This is a genomic window from Helicobacter cinaedi CCUG 18818 = ATCC BAA-847, assembly GCF_000155475.1.
In the GTDB taxonomy this organism is placed as follows: domain Bacteria; phylum Campylobacterota; class Campylobacteria; order Campylobacterales; family Helicobacteraceae; genus Helicobacter_C; species Helicobacter_C cinaedi.
Genome location: NZ_DS990391.1, coordinates 50,621 through 67,133, shown reverse-complemented (window position 1 = coordinate 67,133; position 16,513 = coordinate 50,621). Strand labels below are relative to the sequence as shown.

Below are 16,513 nucleotides of genomic sequence, written 5' to 3'. Positions count from 1 at the left end.
TATCTATGCGAGAATCCGCACAATTAATATAAAGCGTCTTTTTGTATTTTGCACTATGTAAAAATGCCAGAGAGCTTTTCCCCACTCCACTTGCTCCATAGAGAAAAGTTTTTTGCTTTTTTAGCCCATAACGCCTAGGCTTAATCCCCACAACGCGTTCAAGGTAGGACTTTGAAATATCTTGCATTAGGCTCTAAAGCCCATAGGTTTGTTATTGTCAAAATTCCCACTAAGCTCGGCTTTAATCTGCGTGATAAAATCTTCTTGCGTGAAAATGCTCTCTTTTTTTGTGGCGACTTTATAGGCGGTGTTTTTAATCACAAGGGCGATTTGCCCTCCGCTTAAATCATATTCTGCTAGGGCGGCGGCTAGATTCTCTTTAGAATCTACGCTAAACTCCGCATTTTGTGGCAGATACTTAAGCCACAAGGCTTCTCTTTGCTCCCTATTTGGACGCTTAAATTCTATTTTGTAGTTAAAGCGGCGTGAAAAGGCGGTATCAAAGTTTTCTAAAAGATTGGTTGTGGCAATTAAGATTCCATCAAATCGCTCAATTTGCTCTAAGAAAATATTTTGCATTTGGTTATGCATTTTATCTGCACTATTGCCGCTGTTAGAGCGTGTGCTAAGGAATTGATCAGCTTCATCAAGCAATAAAATCGGCTCATTTTTAATGCTTTTGCAAATCTCATTATAGCTATCAAAAATCCTGCGGACATTTTTTTCAGATTCGCCAATATACATTGATAGAATCTTAGAGCAATCAAAGCTTAACACCTGCTTTTTTAGACTCTTAGCGAGAGCTAGGGCGGTAATAGTCTTGCCAGAGCCCGGCGCTCCATAGAGCAAAATTTTTGCATCAATGCCCTTTTTCTTATCTCTTATGCCCCAAAGGTGCAGTAAATGCACGACATTGCTATTGACTTGGGCTAGGAGATTGTTGAGAATCTCACGGGTATTTTGGTGCAAAATAATCTCATTCATATCATATTTTGGCTCTACAAGCTCAAAAATATCTTGGTTTTTAATAAGAGAATCTAGACTAATTTTATTCCGCTTTTTCTTTTTATTAGGGTGGATAATGTTTTGCAAAATCTCTTCAGGGATAAAAAAAGTGCGTGAGATTCCACCAAAGGGATTTAAAAGCTCATCATAGTCAATTAAGCCCTTTTGCACGAGATTGGAATTTTCATCAAGCAAGGAGCGATGCTTAATCTTATCATACTCATCAAGGCTTATAAGCTCAAGCAGGGCATTCATATCACGCAAGTTTTCATCGCTACTGCTATATTCTTCTTTCAATAACGCAAAAAAGATAATCTGCTCTTTTGGCTCTAAATGCTGTTCTTTGATGAGCTTTATAATGCTTATATCTTTTGTTGTGAGTTGAAGGCGTGATTGGATTGTTTCTTCTAAAAGCTTTAGGCGATAGTTTGCACGGGAAAGTGAGGGAGAATCTAGCTTTTGAGAAAATTTTAGCCCACTCATTTTGTGTAAAAGCTCAATATGCGAAAAGCGATCTTTTAAGTATTCTAAATGATCTTCATAAGGAGTAATTTCTGGTAAATCAACATTTAACGCACCATCTTCTAGGAGCTTCAAAAATGCGTGGGAAAGGCAGACATTATCATTATAAAGCTCAAGCAGGGCAATATCTGTGATTTTAGGCTGCAAAAAGGAGCTTTGTGTTATCCAGCCTAGCTCAATAAGATTGCGGATATGGGGCAGAAAGCCTAAGGCTTTTTCACTTGTTTTGATTCTTGAATCTGCCTTTGCTTCAATCAGACTTTTGTAAAGCAAAGTATGCACCACAAAATCACTCTCCCCTTGAAGCAAAGCCTTTGCCATAAATTGTAAAATCTTAGCCTCATTCTCATCGCATTTTAAAAAGCTAAAAATTTTTGCTTTTTTTATCGTAGTAGCGTGGATAAAATCAAGATAATATTTCATTTTTGATCCCTTGATCTATTGTATTTTGGGTTTTATAGGTTTTCATTACTGCCCCCCCCCCCATTGCTATTTGTTTGTAGCTCAATCTTACGCTCACATCGCTCAATGGTGCTTAGGCGGTGGGCGATAATAAGGAGTGTTTTATTACTCGCCACATCATAGATTTGCTCCATAATGTCAGCTTCTGTTTGGTTATCAAGGGCGGAGGTGGCTTCATCAAGCACAAGGATTTCAGGGTCATCATAAATCGCCCTTGCTATGCCTATGCGTTGCTTTTGTCCGCCACTAAGCAAGATTCCACCCTCTCCTACGCGTGTGTAGATTCCATTATGGGTGTTTAAGAAGTCTAGAATCTGTGCCTTTTGACAGGCGATTTTGATTTTTTCTTCATCAAAGTGAGAGCCAAAAGCGACATTTTCCGCCACAGAGCCATCAAAAAGATAAATGCTTTGTGGGATATAGCCGATTTTTTTCCGCCACGCTCTTAGGTTGTGGTTGGTAATAGGCACATTATCTACGAGCAAATGTCCTTTTTGGGGTTTGTAGATTCCAATGATGATATCTACAAGTGTGCTTTTCCCAGCTCCACTTTGCCCCACAAATGCGACTTTCTCTCCCTTCTTAATCTCAAGCGAAAAATCTTTTAGAATCGGCTTATGGCTCACATAGGTAAAATCAACATTTTCTAACTTAATAGAATCTACAAACGCACAGGGCTCTTGATATTCATCTTCTGTATGGTAGGTGAGATTTTCATACACACTATATACCGAATGGGTGAGATAGCTCATCATATTAATGTTATTAAGGATACGCGTTACTGCAGGTAAGATTCTATATAACGCCAAGGCATACATAGAGATAATAGGAATAACCGCACTTGCATCTTGGTATTGAAACAAAATATAAGCCACACAGGCAATGAGCACACCAAAGCCAATAGTCTCAAGGATAATACGCGGAAGTGGCAGAAGGCTTTGTGCGATAATAGTGGCGTTGGTGCGTTTGCGTGAGAGTTTATCAAATGCGTGATAGACTTCATCTTGATTGCCTTTAAGCTTAATAAACTTAAAATTCCCAAAAGTTTTTGTGATAAGCTCATTAAGCTGGGCACTCGTCTCTACATCAATTTCTCCCTTTTTCTTAATCTTGCGTGAAAGCAGTTTGATAATAAACAGCACCTGCACACTTAGCAAAAGTGTCAGCACCAAAGTCATTTTCCAGCTTACCATAAGCAAAAGTGCATACATAAGACAAATGGTAAAAAACTCCGAACTGACTTGTAAAAGATTTTGAAGATAAAATGAAGTATTTTGTGCTTCGCTCACAATGGTTTGGCGAATCTTATCCGTCTTTTTATGACTAAAATCAAGATAGCTAAGCTCTACACTTTTACAAAAAAGCCGATAGGCAAAGTAGTGAAACTTCCTAAAAGCAAAACGCGATAGCCCATAGGAATACGCCGCATTATACAACGCACGAAAGATATAAAAACCTACAAGCAAAGCACTAAAAGCATACATAAAATGCAATGTGCTGTCAAAGCCAAGCGTGTCATATACCCACTTTGAACTCCAGTGAGCAAAAATCATATCCGGATTACTCGCAAAGGTGATAAAAGGCATAATCACACTAATGCCAAGCGTTTCAATCAAAGATAGAATAATAGTAGCGATAAATAAAAAAAGCAAAATAATCTTATCTCGCCTTGTAGTCAGCTCCCTTAGAATCCGCAAAGCACTTTTTTGATTTTTATGGCGTTTTTTGTTTTTGAAGATTCTGTTTTTTAAACTTTTGTTTTTTTTATTTTTGAAGTTTTGATTTTCAAATCCTTTTTCGCGTGGCATTTTATCCCTTTTATCTCTATATTTTTGTGTAAAAAAGCGTGGATTCTAGCATTTTCTAGCTTTTTGCTCCCTTACTCCACCATAAGTATGGATCAATCCCATAGGGCGGAGTTTGGCTAGGCATAGCGATGTTTCGCCAATAGGCTATGCGAAAAGCGGGGAGATTAAAATGTGGCAGGACATAAAAGCCCCATAATAGCACTCTATCAAGGGATTTACCAATAGCTATTCTATCCTGCTGCGAATTGGCATTAAGCAATTTGGTAATTAGCTCATCTACCACAGGATCTTGCACACCAGCAAAGTTTTTACTTCCTTTAGTGCTAACAACTTGAGAGTTCCAATAGTAGTTTTGCTCATTGCCCGGGAATAGACTTTGCCCTAAGAGTTCAACAACCATATCATATTCAAAAGCCCGCACACGATTAATGTATTGTGAATCATCAACTTTGCGTATTTTAGCTTCAATCCCAAGCTTTTTAAGATTCTTAGCAAAAGGCAGACAAATGCGTTCAAAAGCATCATAAGAGATAAGAATTTCAAAGCTAAAAGGCTGATGTGTGGGTGTGTAAAGAGCTCCATTTTTCACATAAAATCCCGCAGATTCTAATAAATCCCTTGCGTATTTGAGATTTTCTCTCAAATTTTCCCCACGCTTTTGCTCCCCATTTGTTATAGGCACGATGTAGGGTTGGGTAAAGATTCTAGAATCTAGCCTGTCTTTATAGGGTAAAAGTATTTCTAGCTCCTTTCCTTGTGGCAGGGCAGAACTTGCAAAAGGGGAGTTATGAAAAATATGTGTGGTGCGTTCATATTGATTATAAAAAAGATTCTTATTGCTCCATTCAAAATCAAAGGCATAAAAAATTGCCTCTCGCACTCTTTTATCAGCAAAAATGGGCTTTCTTGTGTTGAAAAAGAATCCTTGTAATGTGCTAGGTAGCTCGTGTCTAAAGCTTTGCAGGATAATCTTCCCCTCCCTTTTTGCCCTGCCTTCATAGTCGTTTGCCCATACTTTTGCCGAAGTTTCAATGCGGTAGTCATATTCTCCCGCCATAAACGCAGTTTGTGCCACAGCAGGATCTTTGTAATATTCCACCACCACTTCATCAAAGTTATACATTCCTTTTTGCGTGGGGTGGTCTTTTGCCCAATAGTTTGGGTCTCGCTCATAAGTGATACTCCGCCCTAAATCAAACTTTTTGACTTTATATGCCCCGCTTCCCACAGGGATTTGCAAGGGATTTTCTCCAAAGGTGTTTTTGCCATTTTGAAGATAAATGTGTGAAGGCAAAATGGGAATCTGCCCTAAAATCAGCGGTAGCTCCTTATTTGAATCTGTTTTAAAATAAAAAATCACTTCTAAATCACTTAACGCCTTAACGCTATTCACATCAGCATAGTAGCGTTTAAAATCAATCTTGCCTTTTTGTAAAAGTGTCTCAAAGCTAAAAACAACATCTTTTGCTCTAATAGGCTTCCCATCGCTAAACCTTGCCTTTTTATTAAGATGAAAGATAATAAAATCCCTGCCTTGCGTCATAGAATCTGCCACAAGGGCGTATTCGCTAAAAGGCTCATCAAGGCTTTGAATGGTAAGGGTGTTATACACAAGAGTGTGAAGCTCCGCTGCGGGATTGCCCTTTTGGCTAAAGGGATTAAGGCTATCAAAAGTGCCTAACGCAAAACTTTTTAAAGTGCCGCCTTTTGGAGCGTTTGGATTGACATAATCAAAATGTGTGAAGTTTTTGGGATATTTTGGATTGCCATAAATGCTTAGGGCGTGGGTTTGTGTGTTTAAGGCGTTGCTTAGAGTAGCAAAAACACACAGAGTAAAAAAAGCAGATAAGATTCTCATTTTTATCTAACGCAAGAAGGCAAAGAAGTATTCAAGGCTCTTTGGAAAATTCCCCGCGATAAAAATCAGCACCACAATAAAGGGGAGAAAAAACTTCACATAGTAATACCAGATTTTTACAAGCAGTGGGTGGAGTGTGCCGTTATTGCTAAGCTCTTTTAGGGATTGAGACTTAAGCACCCAACCTACAAAAAATAAAGTGCCAAGGGAAGTCAGCACAAAAAGAATATTGCCACTCACATAATCAAATATATCAAAGATATTTTTGCCATTCCAAGTGATATGCTCCCAAGGACCATAGGCAAGGATACAAGGGATATTCCCAAGGATCAAAATACTCCCAAGTGTGATATTTATAGCCATTGTGCGAGAGATTTTAAGCTTTTCGTGCAATGTGGTAATGATAACTTCATAGATAGGCAGTGAAGTGGTAAGGGCAGCGGTAATAAGCAAAAGGAAAAACACCACCGCTAAGACATTACCAAAATAAATATGGGAAAACACAATAGGCAGCGTTTGAAACACAAGGCTTTGTCCTTGATCGGGGCTTAGGGAAAAGCTAAAAAGAGAGGGGAAAATCATAAATCCGGCTAAAAGAGCGATGATTGTGTTTAAGATTCCAGTGGCAACAGCGGTTTTAATCATATTTTCATCTTTTTGCAAATATGATGAAAGGGTTATCATCACACCAAAGCCAAGCGAGAGTGCAAAAAATACCTGCCCTAGCACATCAATGAAAAGCCTTGCATTAATCTTGCTAAAATCAGGTAAAAGATAGAATCTTACACCTTCCATTGCATTTGGCAAAGTAAGGTTGCGTACGACCATAATAAGCAAACAGATAAAAAGCAAGGGCATAAGGTATTTCATACTCCGCTCAATCCCATCAATCACACCTTTTTTCAAAATAATCCAATTAATAAGCACAAAAATGCCCGTGTAGATTCCAACCATCAGCGGATTATGCGTAATATTGCTTTCATAAAAGCTCTTTGCGATGTCTTTTTCAATGGGGGAGCTAAGATTAAGATTCCCACTTATGATGTTAATAATATAAGTGATGACATAGCCACCAAGCACCATATAATATGCCATTATCCCAAATGCTCCAGCAATACCAAGATAGCCAATAATCTTATAAAAACGCGGAATCTTTTTGCCATTAACTTCGCCGCCAAATGCGTCAATGGCATTTTTCTGTGTGCGTCTGCCAATGACATTCTCTACTAAAATCACAGGGATTCCAACTAAGATCATCGCTAACACAAAGATAAGCACATACGCCCCACCGCCATTTTCTCCCACAAGATAGGGGAATCTCCAAGTCGCCCCAAAGCCAATGGTAGCTCCTGCAACCGTTAAAACATAAGTTAAGCTAGAGCTCCAAGTTTGACGAGGCGTTTGCATTATTTCTCCTTTTTTGTTTTCCAAAATACATAAATGACTTTAATACATACGCTAAAAATGATGCCTTCCAAAATCGCACCAAGCACAAATGAAGCATAAAGTGTGTCGTCTAACTCCCCTATACTTTTACCTAAAGTAGCAGTAGCGATAAGAAAAGTGAGCGGCATAGAATCGCTTAGAGCAAAAAGGAGTGTGGATTTAAGATTCTTAAAATATCTGCCAAAGACGATACTCGCACTGATAATGCGTAAAAGTAGCATTCCAGCGATTAAGTATGCAGCGTGATAGAGAATATCAATATCGCCAAAAATCGCATTGAGATTAAGCGTAGAGCCAACATACACAAAGAAAAATGGCACAAAAAAGCCAAATCCAAAGTGATTAAGCTGTTCAGGTAAGTCTGCTTTGTGCTTGAAAAATGTGCTAAGAATTGTCCCGGCTAAGAACGCACCCAAAACCGCTTTAATCTCCAAAATCATCATTAAAAGCACAAAGGCAAAAAGTAGGAAAAAGACAAAACGCAAATCTTGAGAGTTACTATCATCGCGTGGCAAAAATAAAAACCGCACTTGTGGCATCCACCAAAAAAACACTTTTGCAATTCTAAAGCCAAAGGCAACAACAAGCAAAAAGATAAGCAGAATAAGCAATTTTTGTAATAGCTCACTGCCCACGCCGTGCCTTGAAGCACCATCAATGATAACTAAAGCAGTAATACTTACAAGCTCCCCTAAGATTCCAATCTTTAGGGCTAAATCAAGCCAAGGCTGATGTTTGCCATAGTCTTTGATTAAGGCTACAATCATACCCAAGCTCATAACTGGGAAAGCGGCGATATATATGTATGAGAGATTTGTGCTAAATACCACAAGGCAGGTAATGCCATAAAGGGTGCAAAAATACGCTAGGGCTTTAAGTAAGAAGCTTTTGCCAAGTTTTGCAAAAGATTTAATATCCACCTCTAAACCGCATAAAAACATCAAAAATAAAAAGCCAATTTCCGCTACAAGTGAGATTTCTTCAAATGTATTGATGAAGTTAAAAAAGTGAGCTGCCACTGCTCCTAAAATCATCTCAACCACAACAATGGGAATGCGTGTGAGTGAGCTGATAGGCGAGGCGGATAGAATCAGCAGAGAAAAGATACCAAATGCACTTAAAAGCTCAAGTGAATGACTCATTGCTTCTCCTTGCTGGATTCTATGGCAGATTCTGTGCTAGGCTGGGAGTGAGATTCTATACAAGATTTTACACTAGATTCTTTAGGGAGTAGATGAAGGGCTTTTAGAATGGCTTTAGGGTAGAGTATGTATTCAAGGGCGTGGATTCTAGATTCAAAGCCTTCAAGGCTCTCACCTTGAATCTTTTCAATCTTTTCTTGCAATATAATCTCGCCACCATCAAGTTCTTCATTCACCCAATGCACGCTTACGCCACCATAGCTTTGCTTAGCATAAAAGCTATCTTTTATAGCATTTGCCCCTTTGTGTTCGGGCAGGAATGAAGGGTGGATATTGATTGTGCGGAAAGTGTTTGTAAAAAGTGGCGTTAAGATTCTCATAAATCCAGCTAAAATCACATATTCAATCCTATAAGTTTGCAAAGTAGCAATCATCTGCTTATCAAATTCTTCCCTTGAGCTAAAATCACGATGAGGTAGCACGGCACAAGGGATATTTAGATTTTTAGTGCGTGTTATGCCGTGTGCGTTTGCGTTATTGCAAAGTGTAAGAGCTATGTGGAGTTTGCAATCTTTGTGCGTTTGTGCGTGTATGAAGTGTTTATTATGCAAAGATTCTATAAGATTTTGCATATTGCTGCCATTACCACTAAATAAAATCGCACATTGAATCTGCATAGGTTCTACTTCATAAAAAATTTTGGATAATCTTTTTTAAGAGATTTGATAATCTCAATCATCTCATTTTGCCCATAGGTAGCATCTTCTGGGAGCTTGGCATAAAATTTATCCATTTGCTTGGAATAAAGCTCAATAAGCTCCTCAATATGTGCCTTTTTTGCCCCGGCAAAGTAAAGTGCCACGCCTAGCATATCAACCACTTCTAACGCCATTTCTTCTAGGCTCATTTCCAGTGTCAGCTCTTGGCTAATGTTTTCATTAATATTCATCGCTTCTCCTTGTTTTGTTGAATCTGTCTATTGAATCTCTTGGTGTTTATTAAGAATATACTCAATCTGCGATTTTATATCCATATACGAGAAGCTTTCTTTGAATCCTTCAATCTTCCCACCCGAAGCGTTCTTATGCCCTCCACCATTGAAAAGCTCTCTACTCATCTCACTCACATCGCAATTCCCATTTGCCCTAAGGCTTACATTACCGCGTGGATTCACATCAAGGTAAAAATCATACTCACTATTTGTGCGTAAAAAAAGATTAGCTAGCACACTCACACCGCCCATAGAGTAGCTTAAAAAGCCTTTTTTGTCATTGTAAAAAATGGTGCAGGAATCCTTTTTTTGGCTTAAGAGCTTGACTTGGGCATTTGAAGTAATTGTATCCATTGTCTCCGTTTGTGGGTTTCCACCAAGGGCGCGTTTTTTAATCTCATACAGGGCATTATCAAATGCCACTTCGCCATTTGGCTGCTCTAAAAACTCTCTAGCAGATTCTAAAATGGCAAATTTATAGAATCTATGCTCTTCATCAAACATAAATCTATTCAGCTCAAAGCTCCCGCTAATCGCTCCCATAGCCACCTTGCCAAAGTCAAATTTATAGCCATCTTCAAGCCAAATATCCACGGAGTTTATCATTTCACTTGCATTTCTTATCCATTTTTCACGCGTAGAATCTAGCATTTTCTCTCGTGTAATCAGCGTATCAAAGGTAATCTTACTCGCACAACGCGTAGAATCTAAATGATACCATTCATATTTATCCGCACATTCCTGTCCGCTGATGTGGTGATCTAGAAGTAAAAGCTCCACATCAACGCCATTAATTTTTAGCTCCTCTATTCTTTGTTGCAGGTAGTTTGACTCATTTAGTGTGAGATTTAAATCTGTAATCAGCACAAGGAATTTATCTTGCGAAGCGTTTGAAGCAGGGGATTTTTTGCTTTTGACAAATTTTTGACTAAGCAAGATACTTAGATTTTGAGAGGAATGCGTGATAGTATCTAAAATAGCATTAATCCGCACAAGCACTTCTCTGCCGTAATTAGCATTGTAAAAAGTGATATTTTTGAAAAACTCTTTAGCGATAAACTGGCAGCCATAACCGTCTAAATCTGTGTGTGAGAGATGATAAACTTGCATTTCTTATCCTTAAAATTCTATATTGAGTGTGCCGACAACTTCAAAGGTCGCGTGTGGGTCAATCTCGGCATTACCCAAAATGGTAATATTTACCCTAAATGGCTCAAGGAGCTTGACAAGGGGTTTGCGGATTCTATAATCCACAAGTAGCACAGGCGTCATATTTTTTTGTATAAGCTTTAGGCTTTCTTCTTGTATGGAATCTACAAGCTTTTGAACTTCATTTGAATGTAGCACAAAGTTTTTCCCGCCGGGCTGTTCTTTAAGCCTATCTATTAGGTATTGTTCTGTTGCAAGGGAGAGTGTGAATATCTTAAGATTCCCATCTTCGGCTTTAAAAATATCCGTGATTGTCCTAGCTAGGCGGGAGCGGACTTGCTCAACGATACTATCGGTATCATCTTGCAAGATGGGATAGGTATCTGTGATAGATTCTAAAATGGTCGGCAAATCTTTGATTGGAATCTTCTCGTGTAAAAGCTCACGCAGAACGCGTATAATAATGCTCATAGGAATCTTAGATGCCTCTCCTACAACCACAGGATAGTCTTTAGCGTGGCGATCCATAAGCACTTTGACTTCATCTTTTGTGATAAACTCTTCTGCATAAGTTTTAATAAGCTCTGTCATATGCGTTGTTACAATCGTGGAGGGATCAATAATATGATAGCCACGAATGATCGCCTCTTCTTTATCTTTAGAATCTATCCACAACGCATCAAGCCCAAAGGCTGGCTCTTTTGTAGGGATTCCTTCAATGGCTTCTGCTACCATTCCTGTATCCATAGCTAAAAATTTATCAGGCAATACACTGCCTTCGCCGATTTTCACGCCTTTAAGTAAAACTTCATAGTCGGTGGGCTGGAGATTGAGATTATCCTTAATGCGAATCTGCGGGATAAGGAAGCCATAATCTGTGGCGATTTTCTTACGCATAGAGCGGATTCTTTCTAACAAGTCGCCATTTTGCTTGACATCAGCTAGACGGATAAGCTGATAGCCTAGATAAATCTCTAGTGTTTCAACTTTAAGTGCTTCATTAATGATAGCTTCTTCTTCTTTTTTAATCTCTTCTTCGCTTTTCTGCACCCTTTGAGCTTTATGCTTTTCAATATCTATCTCTTTTTGTGAATCTTCATCGGCTTTCTTGCTATTTGGCGAGGCTTTTTTGCTGATAAATTTCTCCACCATAGAGAAAAGACTCCCCATATCTTCACGGCTCACAAGCCACGCCACCGCAAGGAAAAACACCCCAACAAAACCAAGCGAAATAGGAAGTCCGGGAACTAGGGCAAAAAGGATTAAGATAAAGCCAACAATACTTAAGATTTTTGAGCTACCTGTAATTTGCGTGATAATATCTCCCGCAAAATTTGTTTGAGAGCTTTTAGCTGCACGCGTGGTAATGATACCCGTAGCAGTAGCAACAATGAGTGCGGGAATCTGCCCAACAAGCCCATCACCAATGGTAAGGATTGTAAAAGTCTCCGCACTTTGTTTCACGCTCATTCCGTGTTCAAACACGCCAATTAAGAATCCGCCGATGATATTGACAATGGTGATAATAATAGAGGCAATCGCATCGCCTTTGACAAACTTACTTGCTCCGTCCATTGTGCCATAAAAGTCCGCCTCTTGAGCCAACGCATCGCGTCTTTTTTGTGCTTCATCTTGCCCAATAAGCCCAGCGTTTAAATCCGCATCTATTGCCATTTGCTTACCGGGCATCGCATCAAGGGTGAATCTCGCACGCACTTCTGTAACACGAGTAGAGCCATTTGTAATGACGATGAGATTAACTATCACAAGAATGGTAAAAACAATAATCCCAATGACATAATTTCCGCCCACGACAAAATGCCCAAAAGCAGCGACAATACTGCTTACAGCCTCAACGCCATTATGTCCTTCACTTGGAATCATACGGGTGGTGGCGACATTAAGGGCTAGGCGATAGAGTGTAACAATAAGCAAAATAGTAGGAAAGGCTGAAAATTCCGTGGCTTTATCCACATACAGCGTAATAAGGATAATCAAAATAGATAGGGCAATGGAAATGCTTAGTAAAAAATCAAGCATTACACTTGGCAGTGGCACAATGATAATGCCGACAATAAGCATCATAAAGACAATAACAACCATCTCTGTGCTTTGCGAGAGATTTTTGAAAAACGGCGTGATTCTATCTAAGATTGATGCTGTGTTGAATGTCAAAGTATTGTCCTATGTGAAAAATGAAATGTATCCCCAAATCAAATAAGGGCGTATTGTAGCAAGATTTTTTAAATTTTTATATTTTGGGTTTGTTTTTGTGGGGCGTGGGGGTTTGAGATAGAATCTTATATGTAGAACTTGGCGTAAAATACAAGTGGCATAAATGCACCAAATATGCCAACTTGAATCTCAAGCTTAAATAAAAATGGTTATAATTTTTTAGGGTTTTCATTCTCATAAATTTTTAAGGAAAATGTATGTTTTTTGATAATTTAGAATCCACCTTTCATCTCGTGGGGCTAGGCGCAATAACAATCATTGCGGTGCTGAATCCTTTTGGGAATTTACCGCAATTTCTTGCTATGACTGATGAGGTGCATACACCATTGCGGCAAAAGCTTTTTAGGAATATTTTATGGACAGCGTTATTGATTGTGCTTATTTTTTTACTGACAGGCTCATTTATTATGCAGTATCTTTTTAGGGTGAATCTAGATTCTGTGCGGGTAGCTGGGGGGGGGGGGGGATTATCCTTATTGTGATGAGTTTGAAAAATCTGCTTTTTGCTGTTGCAAAGCAGGATTACTCCGAGTATAAGAAACTTAAATTTGAGGAGTTGTTTAAGCGGAGTATTATCCCTATGGCGTTTCCTATGCTTGTAGGACCGGGGACATTAGCAAGTGTGATAGTGATCGCTGAAGAGAGCAATATGCTTGTGGCGATTATGGCAGTAGTGGTAAGTTTTGTTTTTCTTTTTGTGTTGTTTTATTTTTCAGCAATGATTGAAAAGATTCTAGGGGCAGATTTGGAATCGGAAAAAATGGTTTGTATATGATTATGAAGGTAGCCTCTATTGTAGAAATATCTAGTGCTGATAGCTAAAATAGCGTAGATTTTGTATCTAGGAATTGAATTATCCATTTGAAAAAATACTCTTTTTCTGTTAAGATTCATTCAGTACGCAAAAACCAGTCGCATACACATATTTCAAACACAAAAGGAGCATTAATGTTGTTTATATCCATAGGCATTGCTATCGCAGTAGTAGCAGCAATACTTTTGATAGTTATTCCATTGTTTTTTAGAGTAGTTGTCTCAACAAATGAAGTGCATATAGTTCAATCAGCAAGGAAAACTCTTTCCTATGGCAAAGATACGGGGAATGGTAATACATACTATGAATTTCCATCGTGGTTCCCGCTTATAGGTGTTACAAAGATTGTTCTGCCCGTATCTGTATTCTCTATCCAAATTGAAGGATATGAGGCGTATGATTTGGGAAGACTGCCATTTGTGGTAGATATTACAGCTTTTTTTAGAGTTAATGATTCTAATCTAGCAGCACAAAGAGTAAGGGATTTCACTGACTTACATACACAACTTGAAGATATTATTCAAGGTTCCATTCGTTCAATTCTTTCAAGCCGAAATTTGGAAGATATATTACAGGTGCGCTCAGAGCTTGGAGATGACTTTACAGAATCTGTGAAAGAACAGCTTAAAAACTGGGGTATTGAGCCTGTAAAAAATATAGAACTAATGGATATTAGAGATTCCAAGGTAAGTCAGGTTATTGCCAATATTATGAACAAAAAGATTTCTGAAATTGAAAAAGAAAGTCGTATTAAAGTGGCAAATAACAAGAAAGAAGCTCAAATGGCTGAAATTGAAGCTCAACAAGCCACAGAAGTTAAACAGCAAGAAGCAAACAAAACAATAGGGCTAAAAACTGTGGAGAATGAGCGAGAAGTTGCTATTAGTAGAGAACAGGCAAATCAAGCCATTAAAGAACAAGAGAAAACTACTCGGGAAAAGACAATGGAAGTTCTTCGTGTTGAAAAAGTAAAACAAGCAGAAATTAACAAAGATGCTGAAATTGTTAAGGCTGAAGAGGAGAAAAAGAAAATTGAGCTAGATGCTGAAGCTAGAAAAGCAGCAACCATTAGAAGTGCGGAAGCTGACAAAGAAAGGCAGTTTTTAGAGGCATCGGCATTGCTAGAGATGAAAGACAAAGAATCACAAGGTATTCTTAAGATAGGGACAGCTGAAGCTGAATCCTTAAAACTAAAAGAGCTTGCTCCAGTAACCGCACAAATCACACTTGCAAAAGAGATCGGCGAGAATGAGGGATACCAACAATATCTTGTTACCATTAGGCAGGTAGAAGCAAATGAAAAAATAGGTATAGAACAAGCTAAAGCCCTAGCGAGTGCTGATATGAAAATCATCGCTAATGGCGGTGATGTGCAAAATGGCATAAGCAAAGTAGGAGAGATTTTATCCTCAAAAGGTGGTATGAGCATGGGAGCTATGCTTGAGGGATTAGCTCAAATAGATATAGGCAAAGATTTGTTAAAGAAATTCACCACCATCAAGGGGCAAGGGGATAATAGTAATAAGGGAGCTTAGCCCTTCTTGCTGAAGTGCCACCGCTTTTCTAAGTGGGTGGTTTTTTTGAATTTGCTTGGAATCTCTAAACATCATGCTCAGACTCTAGCTTTCTGCTTGATACACCTATTCCACACGCATTCTCTCTTTATTTTTTCATATTCTGGATTTTGCAATGAAAAAGCCATTTTATTCCTTTTTGTATGTTGTTGATTGAAAGTTAAGCTTGATTGTACTACAATACATTCAATTTAAGGGGCTAATCCTGCCGGTGGTTGTGGGGTACTCTTAAGTGAGAGGCTACCTTAAATTACCTTTTGATACTTTCTTTATTAGCCCCTTAAATATTTTAGAATAGGCAAACTTCTCTACACACAGAATCCATTTACTACCAAATTTTCATTTGAATCTAAATTATAGATTCTGCTATAATCCGCCCACTTAATTATGGAGTAACAAACAAAAATGATACACGATTTTGAAAATCTTACGAATGAGCAATTAGACATTTACAATCAGTTCAAGCAAAAGATTTGCTCTCGAAATACACCCCTAAAACACGCTAAATCAGAAGAGGATCTGCGCTATATCTTTGAAAATGAATTAAATCTGCTTTTAAGGAATTTAGGATTCATCGAGACATACGAACCATTTCAGCACGAAAGGCACCATAGCAATGGGCATATAGGTGGCAAAAGTGATTTTTTGTATGGGAACACCATAATAGAATACAAAGCGTTCAATTTGCTGTCAAAGAAAGATATTGAGACAGAAAAAATACAGGCACAAAATTATCTTAAAGATGAAAAATATCTTGGAATCAAAATGTTTGGATTTTTATTTGATGGTGTGTGAGGCTATTCATATACACAAAAGATGAGAAAGACACTATCACAGAGAATGAGAAATACGGCGGCATATTAACGGCAGAAAGCTTTGATGCAAAGAATGCTCAAAGCTTATTCTTTAACAAAGGTGAAAGTGACTTGCTCAATGTTGCTGTTACACGAGCAAAGAAAATATTGATTATCTTTGGAAGAAAAGAATTGCTTAAACAAAAAGGACTGCACTCCAATTTTTTGTTTATCAGCTAGTTGGACAACATTCGCACATCTTTCATCACTCCCTCCAGCATCGCCACCAAGCTCTTTATCCACATGTTTTCTAGCTTGTGGGCTTAAAGCATTGTATTGCCTATTTAAGCTTGCCTCTGTTGCTAATCCTTTATTATAGGCTTTGCGTGCTTTGTCCATAGCCATTCTTGCATTTATCACTTCTTTAGGACTACCACTGAGTGCAATATTGTTAAATCCTCTCTCAGCTAACTCATAATTTGCTTTAAGCTGTCCTAAACCACCACTAGCGTTAAATGAACCTAGTTTATCCATATAAGCATTAGCACTAGATACGGCAGAAGCTGCATTTTTAGAACTAGCCGCTCTAGCAGCACCAATACCCATAGCATATCCAGAGCTAATAGCACCATAGGTAGATAAGTCTATCAAAAGAGAAAACCCTCCTTAAACCCCATTTGAAACAAGTCCCTGCATTTGTTATAATTGCCACA

The 16,513-nt window shown here is 38.4% G+C and carries 14 protein-coding genes and 1 pseudogene; 4 read left to right on the top strand and 11 right to left on the bottom strand.

Features of this window, described 5'->3' with window-relative positions; all coding sequences use genetic code 11:
- The 10 genes and pseudogenes from HCCG_RS12440 to flhA form a co-directional block, all read right to left on the bottom strand.
- Positions 1-187, bottom strand: a pseudogene (locus HCCG_RS12440) (ATP-binding protein); the annotation flags it as partial.
- Entirely contained in the window at positions 187-1,950 is a 1,764-nt protein-coding gene (locus tag HCCG_RS00460) for an ATP-binding protein (protein WP_002955384.1), read from the bottom strand. The gene HCCG_RS00460 and the pseudogene HCCG_RS12440, both read right to left, overlap by 1 nt.
- A 32-nt stretch (positions 1,951-1,982) precedes the next feature.
- Positions 1,983-3,797 (bottom strand): ABC transporter ATP-binding protein/permease, encoded by a 1,815-nt coding sequence (locus HCCG_RS00455; RefSeq protein ID WP_230197806.1) that lies wholly within the window; start codon positions 3,795-3,797, stop codon positions 1,983-1,985.
- Between the two features lie 55 nt (positions 3,798-3,852).
- On the bottom strand, positions 3,853-5,655 hold the full coding sequence (locus tag HCCG_RS00450; RefSeq protein ID WP_014667120.1) for an extracellular solute-binding protein: 1,803 nt from the start codon (positions 5,653-5,655) through the stop codon (positions 3,853-3,855).
- 6 nt (positions 5,656-5,661) lie between these two features.
- Positions 5,662-7,062: a sodium-dependent transporter gene (locus HCCG_RS00445; protein WP_002955381.1), complete on the bottom strand. Its 1,401-nt coding sequence runs from the start codon at positions 7,060-7,062 to the stop codon at positions 5,662-5,664.
- The gene (locus HCCG_RS00440) at positions 7,062-8,243 is read right to left on the bottom strand and encodes a cation:proton antiporter (RefSeq protein ID WP_002955380.1); all 1,182 of its coding nucleotides are present in this window, start codon (positions 8,241-8,243) and stop codon (positions 7,062-7,064) included. The genes HCCG_RS00445 and HCCG_RS00440 overlap by 1 nt, the downstream gene beginning before the upstream one ends.
- Complete coding sequence (gene purN / locus HCCG_RS00435; protein ID WP_015453736.1) at positions 8,240-8,920, bottom strand: phosphoribosylglycinamide formyltransferase; 681 nt, start codon at positions 8,918-8,920, stop codon at positions 8,240-8,242. The genes HCCG_RS00440 and purN overlap by 4 nt, the downstream gene beginning before the upstream one ends.
- A gap of 5 nt (positions 8,921-8,925) precedes the next feature.
- Positions 8,926-9,192 carry a hypothetical protein gene (locus HCCG_RS00430; RefSeq protein WP_002955378.1) on the bottom strand — a complete coding sequence of 89 codons (267 nt, stop codon included), beginning with the start codon at positions 9,190-9,192 and terminating at the stop codon, positions 8,926-8,928.
- 27 nt (positions 9,193-9,219) lie between these two features.
- Positions 9,220-10,344: a DHH family phosphoesterase gene (locus HCCG_RS00425; RefSeq protein ID WP_002955377.1), complete on the bottom strand. Its 1,125-nt coding sequence runs from the start codon at positions 10,342-10,344 to the stop codon at positions 9,220-9,222.
- Between the two features lie 9 nt (positions 10,345-10,353).
- Positions 10,354-12,558 carry a flagellar biosynthesis protein FlhA gene (gene flhA, locus HCCG_RS00420; RefSeq protein ID WP_002955376.1) on the bottom strand — a complete coding sequence of 735 codons (2,205 nt, stop codon included), beginning with the start codon at positions 12,556-12,558 and terminating at the stop codon, positions 10,354-10,356.
- Between the two features lie 257 nt (positions 12,559-12,815).
- On the opposite strand from flhA, the gene HCCG_RS12435 reads away from it, so the two are divergent.
- The 4 genes from HCCG_RS12435 (at position 12,816) to HCCG_RS00405 (ending at position 15,801) form a co-directional block, all read left to right on the top strand.
- Positions 12,816-13,100, top strand: coding sequence for a MarC family protein (locus tag HCCG_RS12435; RefSeq protein ID WP_015453734.1), 285 nt, complete (start codon positions 12,816-12,818; stop codon positions 13,098-13,100).
- Positions 13,100-13,393, top strand: coding sequence for a MarC family protein (locus HCCG_RS12430; protein WP_002955375.1), 294 nt, complete (start codon positions 13,100-13,102; stop codon positions 13,391-13,393). The genes HCCG_RS12435 and HCCG_RS12430 overlap by 1 nt, the downstream gene beginning before the upstream one ends.
- A 173-nt stretch (positions 13,394-13,566) precedes the next feature.
- On the top strand, positions 13,567-14,967 hold the full coding sequence (locus HCCG_RS00410; RefSeq protein ID WP_002955374.1) for an SPFH domain-containing protein: 1,401 nt from the start codon (positions 13,567-13,569) through the stop codon (positions 14,965-14,967).
- A gap of 444 nt (positions 14,968-15,411) precedes the next feature.
- On the top strand, positions 15,412-15,801 hold the full coding sequence (locus HCCG_RS00405) for a hypothetical protein (RefSeq protein WP_002955372.1): 390 nt from the start codon (positions 15,412-15,414) through the stop codon (positions 15,799-15,801).
- A gap of 104 nt (positions 15,802-15,905) precedes the next feature.
- Here HCCG_RS00405 and HCCG_RS00400 read toward each other — a convergent pair whose 3' ends face one another.
- Positions 15,906-16,451: a hypothetical protein gene (locus HCCG_RS00400; RefSeq protein WP_002955371.1), complete on the bottom strand. Its 546-nt coding sequence runs from the start codon at positions 16,449-16,451 to the stop codon at positions 15,906-15,908.
- Positions 16,452-16,513 lie beyond the last annotated feature (62 nt).